The sequence below is a fragment of the Symbiobacterium sp. genome (assembly GCF_040797425.1).
Classification (GTDB): Bacteria; Bacillota; Sulfobacillia; order Symbiobacteriales; family Symbiobacteriaceae; genus Symbiobacterium.
Genome location: NZ_JBFNEH010000011.1, coordinates 47343 through 71694, shown reverse-complemented (window position 1 = coordinate 71694; position 24352 = coordinate 47343). Strand labels below are relative to the sequence as shown.

Annotated in this window: 15 protein-coding genes and 1 pseudogene; 7 read left to right on the top strand and 9 right to left on the bottom strand. The window is 67.9% G+C overall.

The window, feature by feature from the left end:
* Nucleotides 1–30: 30 nt before the first annotated feature.
* The 9 genes and pseudogenes from AB2385_RS05630 to AB2385_RS05590 all read right to left on the bottom strand — a co-directional run.
* Nucleotides 31–1041: an ATP-binding protein gene (locus AB2385_RS05630; RefSeq protein WP_367653968.1), complete on the bottom strand. Its 1011-nt coding sequence runs from the start codon at nt 1039–1041 to the stop codon at nt 31–33.
* Nucleotides 1010–2041 (bottom strand): DnaD domain-containing protein, encoded by a 1032-nt coding sequence (locus AB2385_RS05625; protein ID WP_367653967.1) that lies wholly within the window; start codon nt 2039–2041, stop codon nt 1010–1012. The genes AB2385_RS05630 and AB2385_RS05625 overlap by 32 nt, the downstream gene beginning before the upstream one ends.
* Nucleotides 2042–2211: 170 nt before the next feature.
* Complete coding sequence (locus tag AB2385_RS05620; protein WP_367653966.1) at nt 2212–4476, bottom strand: thiamine pyrophosphate-dependent enzyme; 2265 nt, start codon at nt 4474–4476, stop codon at nt 2212–2214.
* A 7-nt stretch (nt 4477–4483) separates the two neighbouring features.
* Nucleotides 4484–5515, bottom strand: coding sequence for a 2-oxoacid:acceptor oxidoreductase family protein (locus tag AB2385_RS05615; protein WP_367653965.1), 1032 nt, complete (start codon nt 5513–5515; stop codon nt 4484–4486).
* A 400-nt stretch (nt 5516–5915) separates the two neighbouring features.
* Nucleotides 5916–7277 (bottom strand): PepSY1/2 domain-containing protein, encoded by a 1362-nt coding sequence (locus AB2385_RS05610; protein WP_367653964.1) that lies wholly within the window; start codon nt 7275–7277, stop codon nt 5916–5918.
* A 12-nt stretch (nt 7278–7289) separates the two neighbouring features.
* Nucleotides 7290–7751, bottom strand: coding sequence for a cell wall hydrolase (locus AB2385_RS05605; protein ID WP_367653963.1), 462 nt, complete (start codon nt 7749–7751; stop codon nt 7290–7292).
* Nucleotides 7752–7866: 115 nt separating this feature from the next.
* On the bottom strand, nt 7867–9225 hold the full coding sequence (locus tag AB2385_RS05600; protein WP_367653962.1) for a PQQ-binding-like beta-propeller repeat protein: 1359 nt from the start codon (nt 9223–9225) through the stop codon (nt 7867–7869).
* 275 nt (nt 9226–9500) lie between these two features.
* Complete coding sequence (locus tag AB2385_RS05595) at nt 9501–10973, bottom strand: aminotransferase class I/II-fold pyridoxal phosphate-dependent enzyme (RefSeq protein WP_367653961.1); 1473 nt, start codon at nt 10971–10973, stop codon at nt 9501–9503.
* 675 nt (nt 10974–11648) lie between these two features.
* Nucleotides 11649–11786, bottom strand: a pseudogene (locus AB2385_RS05590) (crosslink repair DNA glycosylase YcaQ family protein); the annotation flags it as partial.
* Nucleotides 11787–12274: 488 nt separating this feature from the next.
* Between AB2385_RS05590 and AB2385_RS05585 the strand changes: the two are divergent.
* The 7 genes from AB2385_RS05585 (at nt 12275) to AB2385_RS05555 (ending at nt 24351) form a co-directional block, all read left to right on the top strand.
* Nucleotides 12275–13402 (top strand): TolC family protein, encoded by a 1128-nt coding sequence (locus AB2385_RS05585; RefSeq protein ID WP_367653960.1) that lies wholly within the window; start codon nt 12275–12277, stop codon nt 13400–13402.
* Between the two features lie 16 nt (nt 13403–13418).
* Nucleotides 13419–14018, top strand: a complete 600-nt coding sequence (locus AB2385_RS05580; protein ID WP_367653959.1) for a TetR/AcrR family transcriptional regulator — start codon at nt 13419–13421, stop codon at nt 14016–14018.
* Between the two features lie 9 nt (nt 14019–14027).
* Complete coding sequence (locus tag AB2385_RS05575; protein WP_367653958.1) at nt 14028–16358, top strand: carboxypeptidase regulatory-like domain-containing protein; 2331 nt, start codon at nt 14028–14030, stop codon at nt 16356–16358.
* Nucleotides 16359–16379: 21 nt separating this feature from the next.
* The gene (locus AB2385_RS05570; protein WP_367653957.1) at nt 16380–17459 is read left to right on the top strand and encodes an efflux RND transporter periplasmic adaptor subunit; all 1080 of its coding nucleotides are present in this window, start codon (nt 16380–16382) and stop codon (nt 17457–17459) included.
* A complete protein-coding gene (locus AB2385_RS05565) occupies nt 17456–20542 on the top strand; it encodes an efflux RND transporter permease subunit (RefSeq protein WP_367653956.1) in 3087 nt (1028 codons plus the stop codon). Before AB2385_RS05570 ends, AB2385_RS05565 begins: the two co-directional genes overlap by 4 nt.
* A gap of 173 nt (nt 20543–20715) precedes the next feature.
* On the top strand, nt 20716–22491 hold the full coding sequence (locus AB2385_RS05560) for an ABC transporter ATP-binding protein (RefSeq protein WP_367653955.1): 1776 nt from the start codon (nt 20716–20718) through the stop codon (nt 22489–22491).
* Nucleotides 22492–22512: 21 nt separating this feature from the next.
* Nucleotides 22513–24351, top strand: coding sequence for an ABC transporter ATP-binding protein (locus tag AB2385_RS05555; RefSeq protein WP_367653954.1), 1839 nt, complete (start codon nt 22513–22515; stop codon nt 24349–24351).
* Nucleotide 24352 lies beyond the last annotated feature (1 nt).

Genomic DNA, 24352 nt, shown 5'->3' with positions numbered 1-24352 from the left:
ACGGCGTGCGGCGCTACACCTTTGTCGCCGTCAGGCCTCGCTGCTGCGCAGGCGGAGCACCTTGCGCACGTCTTCGCCCTGCAGCGTGAGCGCCTCGAACCCGAACAGGAGGCGCGAGGCGATGCGCTCGCCGTAGACGTCTTCGAGCTCAGAGGGCCGCAGATTGGTGGAGGCCACCATCGGCAGCTGCCGGTTGAGCCGGAGGTTGATCAGGTTGAACAGCTCCTGCGCCACGAACTCGGTCACCTTCTCGGCGCCCAGGTCGTCCAGGATGATCAGGTCCGCATCCAGGAGCTGTTGCATCGTGCTGCTCCGGAACTCCTCGTCCAGCTTCTCGGCCCGGACCAGTTCGACGAACTCCGGCAGGGTGAAGTAGCCCACCGTCTTGCCGGCCGCGATCACCCGGTTGCCGATGGCGCAGGCCAGAAACGTCTTGCCCAGGCCCACCGCCCCCTGCAGCAGCAGGGAGGAGCGGGCGTCGCCGGACGCCACCGCGTCCGCAAACCGCCGACAGTAGTCCCGGACCCCTTCCATGTGCTTCCGGCACTCCGGCGGGTAGACCGTGATGTCGAAGTGCTCGAAGGTCTGCTCCCGCAGCGGCCCGGTCAGGCCGGCCGCCCGGTAGAGGTCGTCGATCTCCTCCTGGACCAGGCAGGCGCACTTGCGCGGGGGCGCGGCCGTATCGCCGTCGGCCGGCTCACGCACCCAGCCGGTGTTCTGGCAGCGGGGGCAGTCCCAGTGCACCTCCAGCTCGTACGGGTCGATCCCGTGCCGGCGCAGGAGTTCCTCCCGCTCCCGGCTGAGCTGCAGGGACCACTCCTTCAGCTCCTCAAAGCTCTTGCCGAAGCGCGTGGGCCGGTGCAGGTAGAGCCGCGCCACGTCCAGGCCGATCTCCGACTGGAGTTCCTTGATCTCCGCCAGCCGCGGGATGCGGGCGAAGATGGCGGCCTCCCGCTCGTCCCGCTCCCGCTCCAGCTGGCGGATGCGCGCCTCCCGCCGCCTTACCCGCTCACTCGCCAAAGCGCTTAAAGACAACATCATAGTAGCTATCATCCTTCTTCTCGCGCTTCAGGATGACGTTGGACTGCCCAGACCCCTTCCGGCCCCCGCGGGCGGCCCGGCCCGGCTCGAGCCCGGCCGCCGCGGTGCGGCGCTTCTGCGCCAGCAGCCTGTCCAGATCGGCGGTGGTGCGGATGCCCTCCTGCAGCCACGACTCCAGGACCTTGTTGGTGTACTGAAGCGGGTTCTTGGCACCCGCCGCCTGCTCGCAGGCCTGGAGGATCACGTCATCATCGAAGCCCCACTCGCCGTACCAGCGCTCCATCATCGCCTGCTCGGCAGCGGTGAGCGGCCTCTTGATGCCCAGGGCCTGGGTGGCCTTGCGGTAGCGGGCCTCCGTCTTCTGGTGCTCCTCCAGGTAGGCCGCCACCTGCTCGGGCGTCTGGAGGCCGGCCTGGGCCCACTGGGTGGCGATGGAGTCCAGGTACTTGATGCGGGTGACCCCCGTGCGAATCCCCTCCCGCAGCACCGCCTCCACCATCTCCACCGTGAAGCCCAGTTCCTCGACCCAGTCGAGGATCGTGCGCACCTCCTGCGTCGAGAGCGGCCGGCTCAGGAGCTTCTCCGCCAGACCCACCGCCGGGTGCGGCCCCCGGCTGGCCATCTCCTTCTCGTAGGCCTCCCTATACTCGCTCCATACGGCCCGCAGCCGGGCAAAGAGCGGGCCGAAAGAAAAGGTGATCTCGTTATCGGTTACCTTGTCGCAGCGGGTGATCATGAGTTTCTCCAACTCGACTACCAGGTCGCGCACTTGGTCAAAGTCACGGGGCAGATTGCGCCGCGTGACCGTGTACGAGCCAAACGCGTTTTCGCCGGGCCCCCCTATACACGCCAGGACGGCGAATATCATACCGATCTCTGGATAATCGAGGCCCAGATCACTGGTGTAGTCAAACAGCATTCGGGGGATGTTGATGAAGCCCCGTTTCATCAGTGCCTCAACAAAACCGAGCTCACCCGGCCCGTTCGGCTCGAGCGGCATCCGGCAACCCCCCTCTTCCCGTTGTCGTCTCACCCGCGCAGGGTGACTTACCGCGCGCGGGGGCGTCGCGTGTTTCTCCGTGTCCCGCAGAAACTCCTGCCCTGCCAGCCGACGCCGCAGGCGCTGTGCGCGCGGCAAGCCGCCGGACCAGCCGGCGGCTTGCCTTTCGCCTACAGATCGGGGTGCTCGCTCATCGCCTTGATGCGGCGGAACCGGCGGTCGACCTCCCGCTGGAACTCCGCCAGCACGTCCTTGAACTCGGGCTTCAAGAGGTGGCGAGTCTTCCCCATCATCTTCAGCCAGTCTTCCACGGGGATCTTCTTCCCCTTCGCTTCGGGGTCGTAGGTGAGGCGCGTCTTCCCGCGCTCCACCTCGTACAGCGGGAAGAAGTTGCAGTCCACCGCGGCCTGCACGATCTTGGTGCCCAGCCGCTCCTCCGACATCCAGTTGAGCGGGCAGGCGATGAGCAGCTTGCCGTAGGCCAGGCCTACGTTCTTGGCGTACCACTGCGCCTTGGCCGCTTTCTTCCAGAGGTCCTGCGGCTGCGACTCCACCGCGGTGAAGACGTAGGGGATGTGGCAGGCGGCCATGATCTGCGGGGTGTCCTTGTGGTGGAACGCCTTGCCGCCGCCCAGCGTGCCCACGTTGGAGGTTGCGGTCTTGTGGCCGATGGGGGTCGAGTACGAGAGCTGAGAGCCGGTGTTCATGTAGCCCTCGTTGTCGTACTCGAGGATGATCATCTTGTGGTTGCGCAGCGCCGCGCCGATGGCCGGACCCATGCCGATGTCCATGCCCCCGTCGCCGGTGACCATCACGAAGGTGATGTCATCGCCCACCGGAATCTCGCCCCGGCGCTTCTTCTCGTGGAATACCTCCACGACGCCCGAGAGCGTGGCCGCACCGTTCTGGAACAGGTTGTGGATATAGGTCACGCGGTGGGCAGAGTAGGGATAGCCGGTGGTCACCACCATGGCGCAGCCCGTCTGGAAGAGCACCACCACGTCGCCCGAGAGGGCCCGGAAGAAGTTGTCGAGGGCCGGGAAGATGCCGCATCCCGGGCAGGCGCCGTGGCCGGGCGTAATCCGCTTGGGCATGCTCATCATCTGCCGGGGCGGAGGCACGATCACCTTCAGCTCGTCACCCGCCACCTCGACCCGGACCGGCGACTGCTGCTCCTCCGGCGTGAGCGGCGGAACCACCTGGGCCGGCTGGCTTTCGGTGACCGGGGTGACGCCGTGGTAATCAAAGGGCACTTCCACCCGACCGGTGCGGGCCATCTCCAGGGCGAGCGCGTAGAACGCTTCGGCGTCAGCGGGGTAGAAGTCCTTGCCACCGAGGCCATAGATGCGGGTCGCCACCAGGGTGCGGTTCACGGGGTCGTCCTTCAGTGCGGACTTGATCTCGTGGGAGAGGTTCCCGCCGCCCGAGCCGTACGAGTCGGCCCGCTCGCCGATTACCACGGCCGCGACGCCCCGGAGGGCCCTGCGGATCTCTTCGGCCGGGAAGGGGCGGAGCACGTGGAGCGTCAGCAGGCCCGCCCGCACGCCCCGCTCCCGCAGCTGGTCGGCCACCTGCTTGCCGGTGTCGGCCGCCGAACCGAGGAGCACCAGGGCCACGTCGGCGTCCTCCATGCGGTAGGCCTCCACCATCTCGATCCGCCGCCCGGAGAGCCGCTCCCACTCGGCGAAGACCTCCGGAATCACCCGCCGGGCGTTCTCCATGGCCAGGTGGAGCTGATACTTGTTGTTGATCAGGTCCGGATCATTCATATAGGGGCCGAAGGTCCTGGGATTGCGCGGGTCCAGTGCGTGAGGGAAGCCCTCGGGCTGCGGACCCACGAACTCCCTGAGCACCTGCGGGTCTTCGAAGTAGAAGACGCGCCGCTTCTGGTGGCTGGTGAAGAACCCGTCGAACCCGATGATGACGGGCAGCCGCACGTCGGGGTGCTCCCCCACCCGCACGGCGATGGGATGGAGGTCGTAGACCTCCTGCGGGTTGTTGGCGTAGAGGATGATCCAGCCCGTGTTCAGGGCGAAGTAGAGGTCGGAGTGGTCACCGCGGATGTCCAGCGGGCCGGAGACCGAGCGGGTGACCAGGTCGAGGACCATCGGCATCCGCGTGCCCGACTGGACGGGCATCTGCTCCAGGGCGTACAGGTAGCCGTTGGCCGAGGTGGCGTTGAACACCCGGCCCCCGGCCACTGCGGCGCCGTAGCAGATGCCGGCGGCACCGTGCTCGCCATCCCCCGCCACCATGGCGATCGTGTTCTCGCCCTCGACCCGCATTTCATCAATGAACTCGGCAATTTCGGTGGAGGGCGTGATCGGGTAGTACCCCATCAGATGGAAGTTAATCTGGCTGGCCGCCAGCGCGGCCATCTCGTTGCCCGACTTGAATGTGGACTTCTGCACGGGAACCTTCGCTTCCAGCGCCATCCGCCGCTCACCTCCCCGTCGCCATCAGGTAGTGATGGCGCACCGTGTGCGCATCTGCGTAGCCGTCCTCTTCCCGCAATTCCTTCAGGGCGTCGGTGGGGCACGCCTCGACGCACTTCAGGCAGCCCTTGCAGTACTGGTAGTTGATGCCCTTGAGCACCATCGCGGGGCGGCCCCGCTTGTCGACCCCCTGCTCCCACACGAAGCAGAAGTCGGGGCAGACCAGGTCGCACTGGGCGCAGTCGATGCACTTCTCCCGGTCAAACGCGGGCAGGAAGCCCTGGCGCGAGGCGCTGAGATCCTTGAGCGCCATGTTGCCCGGGTTGGGAATCACCCCGCCGATGGGCATGTGGAGATAGCCGTAGGCCGCCGCCGACCGCTGCTGCGGGGCGGCCTTCTCCGCGCCCGACGGGCCGAAGTACTCGAACCGGATCTCCGTGTACCCACGGTCGAAGCAGCGCAGGTTGCCCGGTACCGTGTGCGGGTACTTGCGGGCGAAGGTGTCGCGGATCATCGCCTTGATGGCCTCGGGGTCCAGGAAGTCTGCAGCCCGGGCGATCGCCCCGAGCACGGCCATGTTCACCCGGGAGCCCGTCTCCACGGCGATGGTCATGGCGTCGAAGGTGCCGATCGTCACGTCTTCCACGCCCAGCAGCCGCTGGATCTCCGCCGGAGACTTGCGCGTGTTCACGATGATCACACCGCCCGGGCGAATGCCATCCACCACCGGTTGCGTCCGGATGAGGGCCTCGTGGAAGATGCAGACCACGTGCGGCTCCTCGATGGGGGCACTGATGCGGATCGGCGTGTCGGGTTCAGCGAAGCGGATGAACGACTTGACGGGCGAACCCTTCTTCTCGGAGCCGTAAGAGGAGAAGTTGGAACCGTTGAGCCCCTGGTACAGGACGCCGGCTTCGGCCAGCATCTTACCCGCAATGTTGGCGCCGTACCCGCCGATGGACTCCAGACGGATGTTAAAGCACCCGTGCTCGTCCTTGACGGGCAGCTGGACCGCCCCCCGGGTCGGGGTTGCTGCCATGCAATTCGACCTCCCCTGCAGCGCTTGCGCGCCCCGGATAGTCCTTTAGTGCCACCTGTTCATGCTTGTGGTGGGCAGAAGGTACTACCACTATAGCACGTCAAGCGATCTTCTGCCAATCACCTGATTCCGGCGGTGAATTGCATGGTTTCGGCTGTGAACTGCACTGAGGGGGCGGGCTGCCCCCTCACGCAGCCCGGTCGCCGCGCCCGGCGGCCGGGCAACCCGTGCCGGCGCTCGGACTAGTACGCCTTTGTACCCCGAGCAGTACCCACCTGTACCCCGGGCAAGGCGGACCGGCGCCCCCGGCAGCGAGTGCGAGGAGACGTTCCAGACAGCAAGGACGGGCACCCGCACTGGAGTGCCCGTCCTCGTTCACGGCAAAGGCAGGTCCACCTCGTCACTGCGGCGGGGCCGGGTCGCCTACCGCGCGGACCAGGTCCACCTCGCTCCCGTCCGCCGCGTCCACGAAAACCCGGAAGTACTGGTCCTCCACGCGCCCGGGCACCTCCCACACCAGCCGCTCCTGCCCGCGCGGGTCCGCGATCAGGGCCAGCCTTGGCTCGCCCGTCACCGTCAGCCGCGGCGACGTGCGGGCAGCCGCCTCGGCGGCGGTCAGCTTCGGCGTCGGCAGGTCTCGGTTGTAGTGGTTCACCCAGTACGGGCGGGCGTCGTAGCCCACCAGCTCCCCGTTGTCCATCGCCAGCGAGACCCGGATCATGTCGGTGTGGATGGCCACGCCGCCCACCACCGGTGCGAAGTCCATCACCAGCGTGCCGTCGTTCTCCACCGCCGAAACGTGGGCCACGTCCGGGAATCCCCACCGGCGCAGCATGTCGGCAGCCTTCTGAATCAGCTCCGGCGGCTGCAGCCGCTTGTCGGTCACCGGCCGTCCGTCCACCATGTAGACCACGTGCCCGCCGTGCACCGAGACGCCGAAGTTCATCGTGAGGCCGTTCTCCTTGGTCGCGTCAAAGTAGTAGAGCGAGAGACCTTTCTGCGTATCCTCGGGGTCGTACACCCCCGTCTGCACGGGGTCGCCCTTCAGCGGCATGTCCAGGAATCGCCGGATGGCCTCCGCCGCCGCCGCCGCATCCACCCGCGGCCCGAGGTCAGACCTTGGGCGGGGCAGCTCTGCCTTCTCGGGCGCCAGCGCCTGCTCCTCACCCGGCGGGACCGGCATGCCCTCCTCCATCGTCATCACCGCCCGGGTAATGGGCGTGGCCGCCTGGCCCGACTGGGCGGGACTCGTCGCCTGGACCGTCGTCCGCCAGGGGATCATGTTGTTCGCCAGCAGGCCGAGCATGTTCGACAGCTCCGCCTCGAAGAAGACCGCCTGCTTCCGGAGTTCCGTGAGCTGCGCCCAGTCGTTGTCGTCAAGGACCTGCCCCGTGCTCAGCTTGTGGTGCTTCTCGTCGCTGACCGCGCGCAGCGTGTTCAAGAAGTTAGTGATGCGCGGCGTGTTCATCGTGGTGAACGGGAGCGTCGCCATGTGCTCCACCGCCTGGGCGCTGAAGACCCGCAGGTCGGCCAGCAGGCTCTCCTGGATCTGCGGGTCGTTGGTGGCCATGAGCTTTGCCGTACGCTCCTCGATGTTCTCGCTGGTCCACTTCAGCTTGTGAAACGCGGCCATGTATTTGTTCTCAGCGTCGCGCAGGTACTGGTTCTTCAGCCGGGTCTGGTAGGCCCCGAAGCCCATCGCCCCCACCAGGGCCACGCCCAGCAGCAAGTACGCCCATACCTGGCCCTTCTGCGATCGCATGCCTCCGGCCCCCTACTTGGCGAAGATGTGCTTGCCGATGGTGCGCACCTGTTCCCGCGACCAGATGAAGGCGTTGCTGGTCTTGGCCGGCGCGAAGAAGTAGAGCGAGCCATTCGAGGGATCCCACCCGGCCAGGGCGGCCCGGGCCGCCTTGAAGCACTCCTCGGTCGTGTTTTTGTAGATCTCGCCGTTGGATACCGATTCGAAGGCGTGGGTCTGGTAGACGACGCCCGCCACCGAATCGGGAAAGCGGTTGTCCAGCGTACGGTTGAGGATGACCGCCGCGACCGCCACCTTGCCCTCGTAGGGCTCGCCCCGCGCCTCGCCGCAGACCACCTGGGCGAGCAGCTGCAGGTTGTCCTTCGCCGCCCGGCTCTCCGCGAAGGTGCGGTGACCGTCGAAGGTGGACTCCGGCCACAGGAGCAGCAGCACGCTCAGCACGGCGGCAGCGCCCCGCTTCACCCACTGGTACACCAACAACCCCTCCCTGTCGCATGAAGCCTGCAGCCAGTAGTCTCCCTGCCCGACTGGCTTCCCATACGACAAACCCCGGCCGCCGCCGGCCGGGGTGGGAGGGAGGCAGTTGCGATCAGCCGCCCGCCGCGAAGGCGAGGACGGAGTTATCCGCCAGAGACAGGATCAGCATGCCGCCGGCGAGCGCCATCCCGGCGGCGGCCGCCGGCAGGGGCACCGACCAGCGCCGCCGGTGCTCCCGGACGTCCCAGCCCACCAGTTCTCGGTCCGGGGTCGCCCAGACGTGGAGCCCGCCCGCCACCAGGTGACCGCCGGCACCTGCTGCGGGCACCTCCTCTGAGGGCTGGCCATCGGGACAGAGCGCCTCTCCGGTGAACAGGTCGACCCACAGCCCCGGATAGCAGACCGACTCGCCCGCGATGGCGGGGCTGCCCCCCGGGTCGGGGCGGACCCAGAGCAGGTCCCCGGTCAGCGGATCGAAGGCCTGTCCCCCGGCGACCACGACCAGCTCACCGAAGACCGGGGGGTGGGGCCTGTTCAGATCCTGGCGCCACAGCACCTCGCCGCTCAGCGCATCCAGCGCCCAGAGTGACCCGGCCTCGGTCGCCGCGAACAGTCGGCCGTCTCCCAGCGCTACCGGCTGCGTGACCGGCCCGTCCAGGGGCTGGCGCCACACCCGCGCTCCGGTCTTGGCCTCCAACGCCAGCACGCCGCCAGCGGCGGTGCCGCAGTAGATCACGCCCTCAGCCGCCAGCGGCGCCCCAGCCAGCCCCTCGTCCGCCGCAGCCTGCCACACCGGCCGCCCCGACGAAGCCTCCAGCGCGGAGACGCCCCCGCCCGGCCCGCAGAGGTAGATCAGCCCGTCGTAGACCGCCGGGGTCGCCGGAGCCGCGGGGCCCGGCATGTCCGTCGAACCCCGGAAGGGCGTGCGCCATACCAGCGCGCCCGTCTCCTGGTCCAGCGCGCGGTAGATCCCGTCACCGAGACCCACGTAGACCCGCCCGTACCGGATGACCGGGGCAGACGGGCCGGCACCGCCACTCACGCCGGCGCGGTAAGACCAGCGCAGCCGCGGCTCGCCGCAGAAGGCGGGCGGCGTGTTCGCACTGCGCGCAGGCGTGCGTCCCAGAACCGGCCAGTCGGTCACCGGGCCGGGCGGCTCGGGAATCAGCAGCTTCTGGCCCGGCATGAGGAACTCGGGGTGGGCCAACTGGTTGGCCAGCAGGATGGCAGGCACGGTCGTGCCAAACCGCGCCGCCAGCTGCATCACGGTCTCCCCCTTCCGCACCCGGTGCACGATCCCCGGCGGCGGTATGGGCCGCTCACCCGGCTGAGGGATGAGCAGCGCCTGGCCCGGCGTCAGGGCATCCGGGTCTCTCAGCCGGTTGGCCGTGACGAGGGCATAGACGGTGGTGCGATACCGGCGGGCGATCGCAAAGAGCGTCTCGCCCCGCTGCACGAAGTAGAAGAGCATGCCCCGACCTCCGTTTTTCCCTCATGGTACGCAGGTCGGGGCCGTGCGGTCTGTGCGCGCCGGTTTTTTCCTGTTGATGAGTCCAAGTTTGCCCACCGCATAATCACAGATTGACCACAAGTTATCCACATTCGCCGTGGATAACCGCTCGCCCGAATCGAACAAAACCGCGCTACGAGGCGGTTTGCGAGAACGACAGTTCTCCACAGGCCGGTGAGAAGCTGTGCACAACTAGGCCAAACCGGGGCGGCCCACAGGCCGCCCCGGCGTGTTTTTCAGTGTGCGTCCTTGACCACCTTCACCCGTTTCAGCTCCGGGTCCTCCGGGCCCTGTACAGGCAGCCCGGCCTGCATGCACTCCTCCACGTAATCCAGGTTCTCCTGCGCCACGATCTCTCCGGGCAGGAGGATCGGGATACCCGGCGGGTAGACCATGATCGACTCGGCAATGACCCGCCCCTCGGCCTCCCGCAGCGGCACCACCTCGGTCTCGGCATAGAAGGCCGCCCGGGGGTGCATGGCGAGGATCGGCGTGACGGGTACCTTCACTTTCACGACGTTGGCCGGCCGCTGCTTGTAGTAGCGCGCCGCGATGCTCCGGAGCGCTGCCACCAGCGCGTCCAGGTCTTCCTGCGTGTGCCCCAGCGACACGATGCAGAGCACGTTGTACAGGTCGGAAAGCTCCACCTCGATGTTGAACTCCTCCCGCAGGAGCTGTTCGACCTCCGCGCCCGACACGCCCAGGTCCTTCACGTTGATGCAGAGCTTCGTCGGATCGAAGTCGAACCGGGAGGAGGAGTGGCCGATGGCATCGGGCCCGAGGCAGTACAGCCCGGGGATCTCGTCGATCTGCCGGCGGGCATTCTCGGCCAGCCGAATCGCCCGGTCGATCAGTTCCCGGCCCCGGGTGGCCAGGTGCTTGCGGGCCACGTCCAGCGACGCCAGCAACAGGTACGAGGTCGACGTGGTGGTCAGCATGGAGAGAATGGCCTGAACCCGGCCCGGGTTGATGAACCCCTCCCGCACGTTGAGAATGCTGGCCTGCGTCAGGGCGCCGCCCAGTTTGTGGACCGAGGTGGCCGCCATGTCCGCGCCGGCCTGCATCGCGGAGAGGGGCAGGCCCTCGTGGAAGCACAGGTGAACGCCGTGGGCCTCGTCCACCAGCACCGGCACGCCGCGGGAGTGGGCGAGGTCCACAATGGCCTTCAGGTCGGCCGCGACGCCGTAATAGGTCGGGTTGATCACCAGCACGCCCTTGGCGTCGGGATGCTGGTCGAGGGTGTGGCGAACAGCCTCCAGGCTCACGCCGTGGGCAATACCGAGGTCGTAGTCCAGGTCCGGGTTCATGAATATGGGCAGGGCGCCCGACAGCACAATGCCGGTGAGGACCGACTTGTGAACGTTCCGGGGTACCAGGATCTTATCGCCGGGCCCGCACACGGTCATGATCATGGTGATGATCGCGCCGCTGGTGCCCTGAACGCTGAAGTACGTGTGGTCGGCCCCGAACGCCTCCGCGGCCATGGCCTGCGCCTCGCGGATGATGCCGTGGGGGTTGTGCAGGTCGTCCAGCGGGGCGATGTTGATCAGGTCGATGGAAAGCGCCCGCTCTCCAATGAACTCCCGGAACTCAGGCGCCATGCCCGCTCCCCTCTTGTGCCCCGGGATGTGGAACTGGATGGGGTTCCGCCGGGCATGCTCCACCAGCCCGGTGAACAGAGGAGTCTCGTACTGGTTCACGGTCCTCACCTCCTGCGATCCATGCACATATACATCTTTACGCAGTATACCAGAACCGGCGCTGCGATACACCGCCGCGAACCTTCCATTTCGTCCGCATGGAGGATGTCGCAGTGGGAGAAGCAACTGTGGCCCTGATCCGGTTGGACCATCTCACCTTCTCCGACTAACTGGCGGCTGCGGGGCGGGCATCACCCTTGGCTCCCTCGCCGCGAAACTCTCCTATAATGTTGCCGCACGCCCGTGAACGACCTACGCATCGTTCGCCACATAGATCGCCCTCACCCTGGCGACGCAGTTCACGGCCCTGACGAGCCGGTGGTTCTCGTACAGAACGGCCAGGTGCCGGAGCGCAACCCGAGGCGAATACCGCCCTGAAGCAGACCCAGAACCGGCCCGTGACGCCGGGTGATTTGCACCTCGCTCTGCCGAGCACCCGGGGCCCCGGCATCGAGCTGATCGTCGACGGCGGTGTACATCGGCCTGCCCGTCCTCATGGTAGCCCTCACGATCCTCCTCTTCAATGCAGGAGCCATCCTTAAGTGCACCGCCGGCGCCCGTCTTTCTAGGGAATCTCAACTTCGCACCCCTGCGATTTCCCGGTAAGGAAGCCCATGAGCGCCAGGCCCTCCGCCTTCAGCGCCTCCTTCGCTGCTCGCGGCAGCGGGCTGAAAGGTTCGAGCGTCAGCTGTGCGTACCTGCCCCCGTCACCTTGCCATCGACCAGGAACGTGGGCTGAACCCTGCCGCCGCTCAGGATTACATGCCGGCGGTACTCCTCGGGCAGCACCCGCGTCCGGTCTTTGTGCGCGAGCAGGAGATGGTCCCCACCGGCAGGAACCGGCGCGGGGCGGGCGTGGAAGGGTCGGGTATGGGGGCGCCCCTGAGGTCCAGCAAGGTGCGGCCATCTGCCCCTCTATTCACTCCGGGAGATCCCTGCCCAACCGTCGGCCTCTTTTCGTGTTGGATCCCTCGTAATGATCCGAAACAGGAAGTTATGTTTGGTAGCTTTATGACGATGATGTTGGGTGGCGGGTACGTAACGACGTGCGGCACGAGGATCGACAGCGGCGGAGATCGTACCCCCAGGCCGAGCGAATGGACTCGCGTCAGACTCTCAGAATCCGGTTGACGCTGCACGGGTCTGAATACATCCGAAACTTCGTAAGAAATTCAGGACGTACCCCGGAGATCTCTGGGTACGTCTTTTCCTATTGACGCCATGTACCCGGTCTCCTACAATGAGTGAGTACTCACTCCTGGAAAACCTGTCCAGGTCTCAACTACACCCTTCGGAGGCGATCCTTCCCCATGCGACTCGCCCGTTCCTTGACCGCCGCATTCGTCGCACTCACGGTACTCACGGCGGTGCCCCCGCCCGCCCTGGCTACGGAGCCACCTGAGGCGGAGGCTGAAGCCGAGGCGGCGCCCGTGCTCACGCTCGCGCAGGCCCTCAACCTCGCCGAGAACCGCAACGCCGGTGTGCAGCTGGCCGCCCTCCAGATGGCCACCGCCCGCTCTGCGCTCACGGTGGCGCCCGCCAGTGCCCCCGCGCTGGCCCCCCTGGCTGCAGCCTTTCTCCAGACGCAGTACGGCATCTCGATCCCGCAGGAGGCCATCACCCCGCAGGCGGTAGGCGAGCAGGCCCGGCTTACCTACGAACAGGCCGCGGCGCAGTACCACTCCGCACGGCAGCAGGTGCGCAGGGCGGCGCTGCAGGCCTACGTGGAATGGCAGAAGGCGGTGGCCACCGTTGAGGCGCAGCAGGCTGCGCTGGAGCGCACCCGCACCCAGCTCGCCAACGTGGAGGCAGCCGTGGCGGTGGGCAGCGCGGCCGCGTACGACCTGCTGCAGGTGCAGGCGGCCGTCTCCGGTCAGGAGGCCGCGCTGGCCGGTGCCCAGGCCGCGGAGGAAGCGGCCCGCAGCGCCCTGGGGCAGGTGATCGGAACGCCCATCGCCGGCGGGGTCAGGCCTGAGCCGGTGACGTTGCGTTCGGACGAAGTCTCCCTGCCCACCGACCTGGAAGCCCTGATCGAGCAGGCCCTGGCACAGCGACCCGATGTGCGGAGCGCCGCCCTGGACCTGGAGAGCCGCCGGCTGCAGACCGGGCTCGCCACGGACGGTGCGGCGGCGCAGCAAGTGCAGTCTGCCGCGTCTCAGTACCAACTCGCCGTGGCCCAGGCCCGGGCCGAGGTCACCCAGGCCTATCTGGCCGCCCACGGCGCCCTTCAGGAGCTGAAGGCGCGCGAGAAGGCGCTGGAGCCGGCCCAGGAGGCCCTCCGCCTGGCCGAGCTGCGGTATGAGGCCGGCATCGGCACCTGGGTGGAGGTCCAGGCAGCTTCGGCCGCCGCACTGGAGGCCGAGGCGGGGCGCATTCAGGCCGCCGCCGGTCTGCTCCTGCGCCTCCTGGAACTGCACCAGGCCGTCGGCGGAATCTAGGGAGGTGGGCACCGCGATGGAAGCAACCCGACGCCGCATCCTGGACGCAGCGCTGGATCTCATCAGCGAACGGGGGTACAACGGCGCCACCACCGCCGAGATCGCCCGGCGGGCCGGCGTGGCCGAGGGCACCATCTACCGGTACTTCAAGGACAAGAAAGAGCTCTTCATCGCCTGCGTGGAGCCCGTGGTGCACGAGGCCCTGAGCCGGGAGCGGGCGCTGCCCCGCTCCGGTCGCCTGCACGACCTGATCCGCCTGCGGATTCGGGAACTCGTGCAGGTGATGCGGGAAAACCAGAAAGTGTTCAACGTGCTCTTCACCGAGGGCCGCTACCACCCCGAAATCGCCGACATCCTGCTGGAACACGTGGTCCGCGCCTTCACGGCAGAGGATCGGGCCGCCTTTGCCCGGGCCGTCAAGGCCGGGGCGATCCGGGAGCCGCATCCCGTCATTCTCACGGTGGGCCTGGCGGCGGCTGTCTGGGCGATGCTTCAGATCGGACCGGGCATCCCCCCCGCCTTCGCCGGCCTGCTCTCCCCCGACTGGTACGACCGGCTTGACGAGGATGTGGCCGACTTCTTCACCGACGCCATCCTGGCGCCGGGAAAGGTGTAGAGGTGAAGTATGCGTAAGCCTATTGCCCTATTGCTAAGCCTGATGCTCCTGCTCGTTTCGGCTCCGGCGGCGCTGGCCGCAGACCTGTCGTTCCTGGAACCGGCCTCGTCGCCGCCCCTGCGGGTCACCGTCGTCGGCAGCGACGGCACGCCGCTGCCCGACGCGGAGGTGCAGGTCCTCACGCCTGGCCAGCCCGGCATCACCGCAGTGCGCACGGACCAGCGAGGCCAGGCCACCATCACCCTGCCGTCCGGCCACACCTTCTGGCTGCGAGCCTGGGCCGAGGGCCGCGCCCTGGTCGAGCGGGCTTACGTGCCCGCCAGCGACGGCTACGCCATCACCCTCACCGCTGAACCCTTCACCGCCGTCATCACCGGCATCGTCCGCGATCAGCGGGGGCTGCCGGTGCCGCAGGCCACCGTCCAGCTCTTCCGTGACGGCTACGGCCTCGAGGCGACGGCCCGCACCAACGAGTTGGGCGTCTACCGGCTCACCACCGCCCGCGCAGGCGGCGACTACACGCTGCAGGCATACGCGGACGGGCACCGGCCGGTCTCCCAGGAAGTCGGCAGCCTGGACCCGCAGCGCATCAACCAGGTAGACATCACCCTGACGACGGCGCTCGGCCGCATCACCGGCGAGGTGGTCTCCGGGGCCAACGGCACCCCGGTGTCGGACGCGACCGTTGAACTCCTGCTCGCCGGCTGGGGGCCGGTGGCCTCGGTGCGCACCGACCGCTCCGGCTACTTCAGCCTCGCCGCGCCCCCGGTCGAGGGCGAGGTCTATCAGCTCCGCCTCTCCCGTTATGACCACGAAACCGTGACCACCGCCGCGTTCGCCCTGGAGGACGGGGGCTGGCTCGACTTCAGCGGCGAGGACCGGCTGGTGCTGAACAAGCTCTACGCCGAGGTGGCCGGCCGGGTCTTCGACGGCAACGCCGAGCCGCTCAAGAATATTGAGGTGCACCTGCAGCGTGCCGGCCTGGGTACCGTGCAGGTCGCCCGCACAGACGAGGAGGGCCGCTTCACGTTCAAGGAGGTCACGGGCGGCACCTACCGGGTGCGCGCCTTCCCCGGGGGCACGCTGGTGCGGGCCGACAGCGGCTGGATCGAGGTGGCCGGCGGGGAGCGGGTCGTGGCCAACGTCGTCGCGACCTCACCCGACACCTACGGCTACGGGCTCGCCATCCTGTCGGGCACCGTGAAGAATCACCTGGGGGAGCCAGTCGCCGACGCCATCGTCCGCATTAACCGGGGCTCCCAGAACTGGACCGCCCGGACGGACGAGGAGGGGCGGTACGACATCAGCCTGCAGGCCAACGTCCCCGACCGGCCGGGTGACGAGCCGGGCACCGGCTATCACGTGAGTGTGCAGGTGGAGGGGTACCTCTACACCGACCAGCCGGTGAGGGAAGGCGAGAACCCGCCCAGCCTGGTGGACGTGCGCAAGGGCACCAACAACGTGGCCAACTTCGTCCTCCAGCCGGAACGGGCCATCCTCGCTGGCCGGGTGGTGGATGACCTGGGCCAGCCCCTCGCCGGCGTGAAGGTCACCCTGCGCGAGGAGGGGCGGAGCAAGGTGGCAGAGGCGGTTACCGACGGCAGCGGCCGTTACCAGTTCGCCAACCTGCCCGTCGCCCGCCAGAGCCGCTACCTGCCGGTCATATCGGACACGGCTTACGTGAACGGCGCCGTGGCGCCCGACGGCACGCCGTGGGAGCCGCAGCCCCTCAACCCCGCCGGCCCCAACCACCTGGTCCTGGTGGCACGCCCCAGCAGCACGCGCTTCCTCGGGATCGTGCAGGCGGGCGATGACCGGCCTGCGGCTGGCGCCCAGGTGACGGTGCTCCGCTCAAGCGACGGCGAGCAGTTCACCGGGGTGGTCGGTGCGGACGGAAGCTACCAGATCCTGGTCCCCGCCATGCCGGGCGAGGCTTACCTGGTGCGGGCCGAGGCGGAGAAGTCCGCCGTCGCCGCGGCCGCCGGCGTCTTCCGCCCGGACACGGACCTGGGCGTGCAGGCTAACCTGACCACGCACGTCGCCGCGGAGATTGTCGGCCGGGTGGTCGACAGCAGCGGCAAGCCCCTGAGCGGCGTCACGGTCCAGCTTTACGCCGAGGGCAGCGCTGCCCACATCCGCACCACCGCCACCAACAACGACGGCATCTACCGCTTCAGTAACCTGGTTCCCGGTCGGCGCTACGCTCCGATCGCCACCGACCCGCGCGCCGGGCGAAGCGCCACGGCGCCGGGCGAGGTGGTCATCACCCCGCTGGTCAGCCTGCCGTCGGGCGAGACCGTCTGGACTGACATCCGGCTGGACATCCCGGCCACACCCTAGCCCCCTGGAGGTACGAGCACCATGAAGCGATTCATCCGCGCGGCCGCCGTGCCACTGCTGGCTGTGCTCCTCGCCGGCTGCGGCAGCGCATCGGGGCAGAGCAACACACCCGAGACGCAGTCCATTGCCGTCTCGGTCGTCACGGCCGAGGCCGGCACGCTCACCGACGTCAGCCGGTCGTCGGGCCAGTTGGAGCCCGTTCTTTCGGTCACCGTCACCGCCAAGGTTCCCGGCAAGGTGGTGGCCGTCCACCGTCAGATGGGCGACACCGTGGCAGAGGGCGACCTGCTGGTGGAGTTGGACGACGAGGATCTGGCCAACCAGCTGGCCGCGGCCAGGGCCCAACTCCAACAGGCGGAGGCGCAGCGGGCCGAGGCGGCGCGCCAGGCCTCCCGCCTGGAGGCGCTGCTTGAGCAGGGCGCCGTGTCCCAGCAGCAGGCCGAACAGATCCGCACCCAGCTCGATCTCGCCACGGCCCAGGTGGCGGCGGCCCGCGCCCAGGTGGAGCTGGCCTCCTCCAGCTACGAGGGCACCCGCATCACCGCCCCGGCCGACGGGGTGATCGCCGCCCGCTACGTGGATCCGGGCAACATGGTCGGCTCGGGCACGCCGCTGTTTCAGCTGGTGGACCTCTCCACCGTGGTCGTGAACGCGCGGGTGGCGGAGACGGCCATCAACCAGGTGCACCCGGGTGATTCGGTGGTCGTCTCCGTTCCGGCCCTGGGCCAGACCTTCACCGGCCAGGTGGAGGCCGTTAGCCCGCAGATCGACGTGCAGACCCGTTCCTACAAGGCGCGGGTCGTCCTCCCCAATCCCGATGGCGTGCTCAAGGGCGGGATGTACGCCGAAGTCGAGTTCCCCCTTGCGGAGCGGGAGGGCGTGCTTGTGCCCGTCGACGCCGTGGTGGAGGGGAGCAGCCAGCCACACGTCTACCTAGTCGTGGACGGTGTGGCCCACCGCACGCCCGTCACCATCCTGGTCCGGGGCGACGAGAAGCTCCTGGTGGCAGGCATTGCCGCCGGTGACCAGGTGGTGGTCGCCGGTCAGAACCGGCTCTACGACGGCGCACCCGTGAAGGTGGGAGGAGGTCCTGCACAGTGAGGGGCCTCATCCGCTTCTCCATCCGCCATCCCGTCCCCACCGTCGTCCTCTACCTGTTCACGGCCGTGATCGGCCTCGTGTCGCTCTCCCGGCTTCCCCTGGACCTCTACCCCGCCATGGAGTTTCCCCTGGCGGTGGTGGTCACCAGCTACGAGGGCGCCGGGCCGGAAGAGGTGGAGAACCACGTCTCCCGCCCCATGGAGGAGGTCGTCGGCACCGTCCCCGGCGTCACCAAGGTCCGTTCCTCCAGCTCCGAGGGGCGGTCGATCGTGATCGTCGAGTTCGATTACGGCACCGACATGGACCAGGCCACCCTCTCCATCCGGGAGAAGGTCGACCAGGTGAAGGGTTACCTGCCGGATGGGGTAGGCACCCCCATGGTTTACAAGATCGACCCCACCGCCCTGCCGGTGCTGGTGATCGGCCTGACCGGCTCCGATGACCTGAGCGAGCTGAAGGCACTGGCCGAGGATAACATCAAGCCCCGGCTGGAGCGGCTGGAGGGCGTCGCCTCCGTCACGGTGAACGGCGGCCTGGAGCGGGAGATCCAGGTGATCGTCGACCCGGCGCGGCTGCAGACCTACGGCCTCTCCATGACCGACGTGGCGCAGGTGCTGGCCTACGAGAACCTGAACCTGCCCGGCGGCCAGGTGGGCGACGGCAGCCTCAACCTATTGGTCCGCACCGTCGGCCAGTACCAGTCCGTGGATGAGATCCGGGACATTCGCCTGGGCACGGTGCGCCTCGGCGATGTGGCCGAAGTGGTCGACACCTTCGCCGACCCGGAGACGAAGGTCTGGCTGGACGGCCGGCCCGCCGTCTCGCTCGAAATCCAGAAGCAGAGCGGCGGCAACGCCGTGGCCGTGGCCAACGCCGTCAAGGCGGAACTGGCGAAGATCGAGGCCGAACTGCCCGGGAAGGTGGAGACCCGAATCCTTTCCGACAGCTCCCGCATGATCGTCACCTCGCTGGAGTCGGTGGCCTCGTCCGGCGTACAGGGCGCCGTCCTGGCCATTCTGGTGCTGCTCTTCTTCCTCCGGAACCTGCCCGCCACCTTCGCCATCGCCATCTCCATCCCCGTGGCGATCATCTCCGCCTTCGGCCCCGTCTATTTTGCAGGCATCACGCTGAACATCATCTCCCTGGGCGGCCTCTCCCTGGGCGTGGGCATGATGGTGGACAACTCCATCGTGGTGCTGGAGAACATCGTCCGTCACCGGCAGATGGGGAAGGAGGTCGCACAGGCAGCCGAGGATGGCGCCGCTGAGGTGAGCCTCGCCATCACCGCGTCCACGCTCACTTCGGTGGTCGTCTTTCTCCCTGTGGTCTGGGTGACCGGCCTTGCCCAGCTGTTCTTCCGAGAGCTGGCCCTCACCATCACCTTTTCCCTGATGATGTCGCTGCTCACCGCCATCACCCTCGTGCCGATGATGGCCCCCTGGCTCCTCCGGGAGCGGGCGCACAAGCGGCAGATCCCGTGGGTGGCGCGCCTCTCGGAGCGGATCGGCGTGTGGTTGGAGAGGCTGCAGGCCGCCTACGGCCGCCTGCTGGACTGGGCCCTGCGCCACCGGTGGCAGGTGGTGGCCATCGGTGTCTCCTGCCTCGCCCTGATCGTGGTGCTGCTCACCCGCATGGGCCTGGACTTCATCCCCGTCAGCGACACCAGCGAGTTCCGCGTGACCATCGAGCTCGCACCGGGTACCCGCCTCGAGGAGACCCAGGCCGCGGTGGAACAGGTGGTGGCCCAGATCGAGGACCTGCCCGAACTGCGGAGCATGCTCGTGTCGGTGGGCACCACCGGCGGAGCGTACAGCATCGGCGGCCAATCCCATCAGGCTTACATCACCGCTACGCTCTCCTCGCCGGACGAACGGAAGCGCAGCCTCGACGAGGTCGTGGAAGACGTGCGCACCCGCATTTTCCTGCCGGGCGCCAAAGTGACCGTCCAGGCCACCGGAACCATCGAGACTGGCGGGAACGGCATCGAGGTCCAGATCAAGGGCGACGATCTGCAGGAGCTGGAAGAACTGGCACAGCAGGCGATGACCATCATCGCCCAGGTGCCGGGGGCCCGCGACCTCGACACCTCGGTGAGCGAGGGCCTGCCCGAGGTGCAGATCCGCGTCGACCGCGCCCGGGCCGCGAGCTACGGCCTGACCGCCAGTCAGGTGGCCGCTGCCGTCCAGGCGGCGGTCCGCGGCCAGGTGGTCACCCAGTACCGGGTGGGCGGCGACGAGGTGGATATCCGCCTCCAGGCCCACGAGAGCATCCGGGAGAACATCGCCGCCCTTGAGCAGCTCCCCATCGCGACCCCCGTCGGGCGGACCGTCTTCCTGGGCGAGGTGGCCGACCTGACCCGCGGCGTGGGCCCGGTCTCCGTGGACCGCGAGGATCAGATGCGGGTGGTCAAGATCACCGGCCAGATCTACGGCCGCGACCTGGGCAGCGTGATCAACGACATCAAAGACCGGCTGGCCGAGTTCCCCCTGCCGCCGGGTTACGAGATCGCCTACGGTGGCGACTACGAGATGATGGAGGAAGCGCTCGACGGCCTCCTGAAGACCCTGGTCTACTCGGTGGTGCTGGTCTACCTGGTCATGGCCGCCCAGTTTGAATCGTTCCTCCACCCCTTCGTCATCCTGTTCTCGATCCCGCTGGCGATGGTAGGCGCGGTGCTGGCGCTGGTGGTGACCGGCCGGAGCATGGACATCTCGGCCATGATCGGCCTCATTCTGCTGGCGGGCGTGGTCGTCAACAACGCCATCGTGCTGGTGGACTACTTAATCCAGCTGCGCCGACTGGTCATGGAGCGGGACGAGGCCGTACGCGTCACCGGGCCGCGCCGCCTGCGCCCGGTGCTGATGACCACCCTGACCACGGTGCTCGGCCTCCTGCCCCTGGCCCTCGGCCTCTCCGAGGGGTCGGATCTGGAGGCGCCGCTGGCCACGGTCGTCATCGGCGGCCTTACGCTTTCCACCCTGCTCACGCTGGTGGTGATCCCGGTCGTCTACACGCTCTTCGACGATCTGCTGGTACGCGTGCGGGGCCGCCGGGCCGCCCCCAGCAAGGCTGCCGCCGTATAGCCCCGGCGCCTGGCACGAAGAGCCACCCCCCTGGCGCGCCAGGGGGGTGGCTCTTTTCATCTTGCCAACCCGTTTTCTCCCACCAATCAGAGGGAACACCGCACTCCGGGGTGGCGTCTAATTTTGTTGCGAGCCCTTAACCCCCGACTATTCGTGTACACGGCGAGGTGCGTATGTCCTCTTCCGGCTCTTCTTCCCATCAGTCGCTGCTCCGGTTCCTGGCCCGCTACAAGTGGCGTTACCTGCTCGGGGTGGTAGCTCTCACCGGCACGGATTTCTTCCAGCTGGTGACACCACGGCTGATCGGCCTGTTCGTGGACGACCTCGAGGCGGGCCGCCTGGACAGGCCCGGCATCTACCGCTACCTGGCGCTCATCGTGGGCACGGCCCTGCTGGTCGCGTTCCTGCGCTTCGTCTGGCGCATCTTCGTCTTCGGCACCGCCCGCCTGGTGGAGCGCGACCTGAGGGCCGACCTCTTCGCGCACCTGGTGCGGCTCCCGGCTTCGTTTTTCCACAGGCACAAGACGGGCGACCTGATGGCGATGGCCACCAACGACCTGCAGGCCGTGCGCGGCATCGCCGGCGAGGGCGTGCTGATGGTCGCCGATTCACTGGCGATGACCATTCTGACCCTCGTGGCGATGGTCTCCACCATCGGCCTGAGGCTCTCGCTCTGGGCCCTCCTGCCGCTGCCCGCCCTCGCCCTGCTCATCGCCGTCGTGGGTCGCGCGATCTTCGCCCGCTCCCGGGCGGTGCAGGACAGCTTCGCCCACCTCTCCGAGGTGGTGCAGGAGAACATCGAGGGCGTCCGGGTGGTCAAGGCCTACAACCAGGAGGCGGCCGAAGAGGCCAAGTTCGACCGGGCCAACCGGGATTACATCCGGCGGTTCATGGCCCTGATGCGAATCGACGGCCTGTTCGACCCGGTGGTCAACCTCTTCGCCGGGCTCTGCTACGTGGTCGCGATCGCCATCCCCGGCCGGGCGGTGCTCCGGGGCGAGATCTCGGTGGGCGACTTCGCCTCCCTCACGATCTACATCGGCATGCTCATCTGGCCGATGATCGCCATGGGCTGGGTGGTACACATCATCCAGCGGGGCTTCGCCGGTTTCGCCCGCATCCGGGAAGTGCTGCTCACCGAGCCCGAGGTGAAGGACGCCCCGGTGACCGTGACCCCGCCCGACGGAAAGATTCGCGGCGAGATCGACATCCGCGACCTCACCTTCCGCTATGATCCCGACGGGCCCCCCGTTCTGGACGGCATCAACCTGCACGTCGCACCGGGGCAGACCCTGGGCATCCTGGGCCGGACGGGCAGCGGTAAATCCACGCTGGCGGCCCTCCTGGCCCGGGTCTTCAACCCGCCCCGGGGCACCGTCTTCATCGACGGCATCGACGTGCTCGACCTGCCGCTGGAGTTGCTCCGCCGCTCCATCGCCGCGGTGCCGCAGGAGTCCTTCCTCTTCTCCCGGACGGTGGCCGAGAACATCGGCTTCGCACCGGGGGACTGGACGGAGGAGCAAATCCGGCAGGCGGCCCGCACCGCCCAGGTGGAGCAGGACATCCTGGAGTTTCTGCCCCACGGCTACGAAACGATGGTCGGCGAGCGGGGCGTCACCCTCTCCGGCGGCCAGCGGCAGCGGGTCGGCCTCTCCCGGGCCCTGCTGAAAAACGCCCCGATCCTCGTGCTGGACGACTGCCTCTCCGCCGTCGACACCGCCACCGAGCAGCGCATCCTGAACGGTTTGCGCCCGGTGATGCGGGAGCGCACGACCATCATCATCTCCCACCGGGTGGCAGCGGTGAAAGACGCCGACCAGATCATCGTCCTGGAGCGGGGGCGCATCGCTGAGGCCGGAACCCACGAGGAGTTGCTGGCCCTGCGCGGGCGCTACTTCCGCACCTACCAGCGCCAACAGCTCGAGGAGGCCATCGCCAGTCTCGACTAAGCCCTAATGTAGGAGGAACTTATGGCGGACTTCCGCGAAGAAGAGGCCCTGGGCAAGGTCTACGACGCTCGTCTCATGGCCCGGCTGCTCTCTTACGCCCGGCCCCACTGGAAGGCCCTGCTCCTCTGTATTCTCATGCTGGGCGTCTCCGTGGGCCTGGACCTGCTCCTGCCCAAGCTGGTGCAGCTGGCCATCGACAACTACCTGGTCCTCGGCATCGACGATCCGGTAGCGGTGGAAGGGCTCACCCGGATCGCCCTCTGGCTGACCGTGATCCTCGTGCTGGGCTTCGTCGTCTCGTACGGCGAGGTACTCCTGCTGCAGTACACCGGGCAGAAGATCATCTACGCCATCCGCAAGCAGCTCTTCGGCCACCTGCAGCGGCTGCACCTGCAGTTCTTCGACACGACCCCGGCGGGACGGCTGGTCACACGGGTGACCAACGACACCGAGACGCTCAACGAGATGTACACCAGCGTGCTGGTCAACCTGTTCCGCGACGTGTTCATGCTGATCGGCGTCGCCATCATGATGATCAGCACGCACCCCAAGCTGGCCGGTGTCAGTCTCGTGCTCATCCCGGCGGTTGCCTACTACACCCGCTTCTTTGCCACCAAGGCGCGCGATGCGTGGCGGGAAGTGCGCGTGCGGCTGGCCCGCATCAACGCCTTCGTCGCCGAGCACGTGAACGGCATGCGCATCGTGCAGCTCTTCGCCCGGGAGGCGAAGACCTTCGCCGAGTTCGCACAGGAGAACGAGGCCTACAACCAGGCCTCCTGGCGGCAGCTCATGGTGTGGGCGGTCTTCCGTCCGATCCTCGACCTGCTGGCCAACATCACCATCGCCCTGGTGCTCTGGTACGGCGGCCTGCAGGCCCTGGCGGGCAACCTCACGCCCGGCGTGCTCCTGCTCTTCGTCACCCTCGCCCGCCGCTTCTTTGAGCCACTCATGCAGTTGGCCGAGAAGTTCAACATCCTGCAGAGCGCGATGGCCTCAGCCGAGCGTATTTTCATGCTGCTGGACACGAAGCCCGCCATCGTGGACCCGCCCAATCCCAAACCGCTGGGCCGGGTCTCCGGCGAGGTGGAGTTCCAGGGCGTCTGGTTCGCGTACAACGAGGGCGAGTGGGTGCTCAAAGACGTCTCCTTCCGGGCCGAACCCGGGCAGACCATCGCCTTCGTCGGCCACACCGGTGCGGGCAAGTCCTCCATCATCAGCCTGCTCTGCCGTTTCTACGATGTGCAGAAGGGCCGGGTGCTGGTGAACGGCATCGACGTGCGGGAGGTCTCCACCGCCGAGCTGCGCCGGGCCATCGGCCTGGTGGCGCAGGACGTCTTCCTCTTCAGCGGCGACATCGCCTCCAACATCCGGCTCGGCAACAGGGAGATCAGCGACGAGCGCATCCGGGAGGCCGCCCGGGCGGTCGGAGCCGACGAGTTCATCCGGGAGCTGCGCCTGGGCTACGACGAGCCCGTCGCCGAGCGGGGGGCCACGCTCTCGGCCGGCCAGCGGCAGCTGCTCTCCTTCGCCCGGGCGCTCGCCTTCGACCCGCCCATCCTGGTGCTCGACGAGGCCACCGCCTCCGTCGACTCCGAGACCGAGGCCCTCATCCAGCGGGCCCTGAAGCGGCTCACGGCCGGTCGCACCACCTTCATCGTGGCCCACCGGCTCTCCACCATCCAGCACGCCGACAAGATCATCGTGCTCCACAAGGGACGCATCCACGAACAGGGCACCCACGAGGAGCTCATCGCGAAGCGGGGCCTGTACTACAAGCTCTGGCGGCTGCAGTTCGCCGAACGGGAGGAGGAGGAACAGGCCGACCCGGCGGTTCAGGTCGCGCCGAACCCTTCCGTGTAGC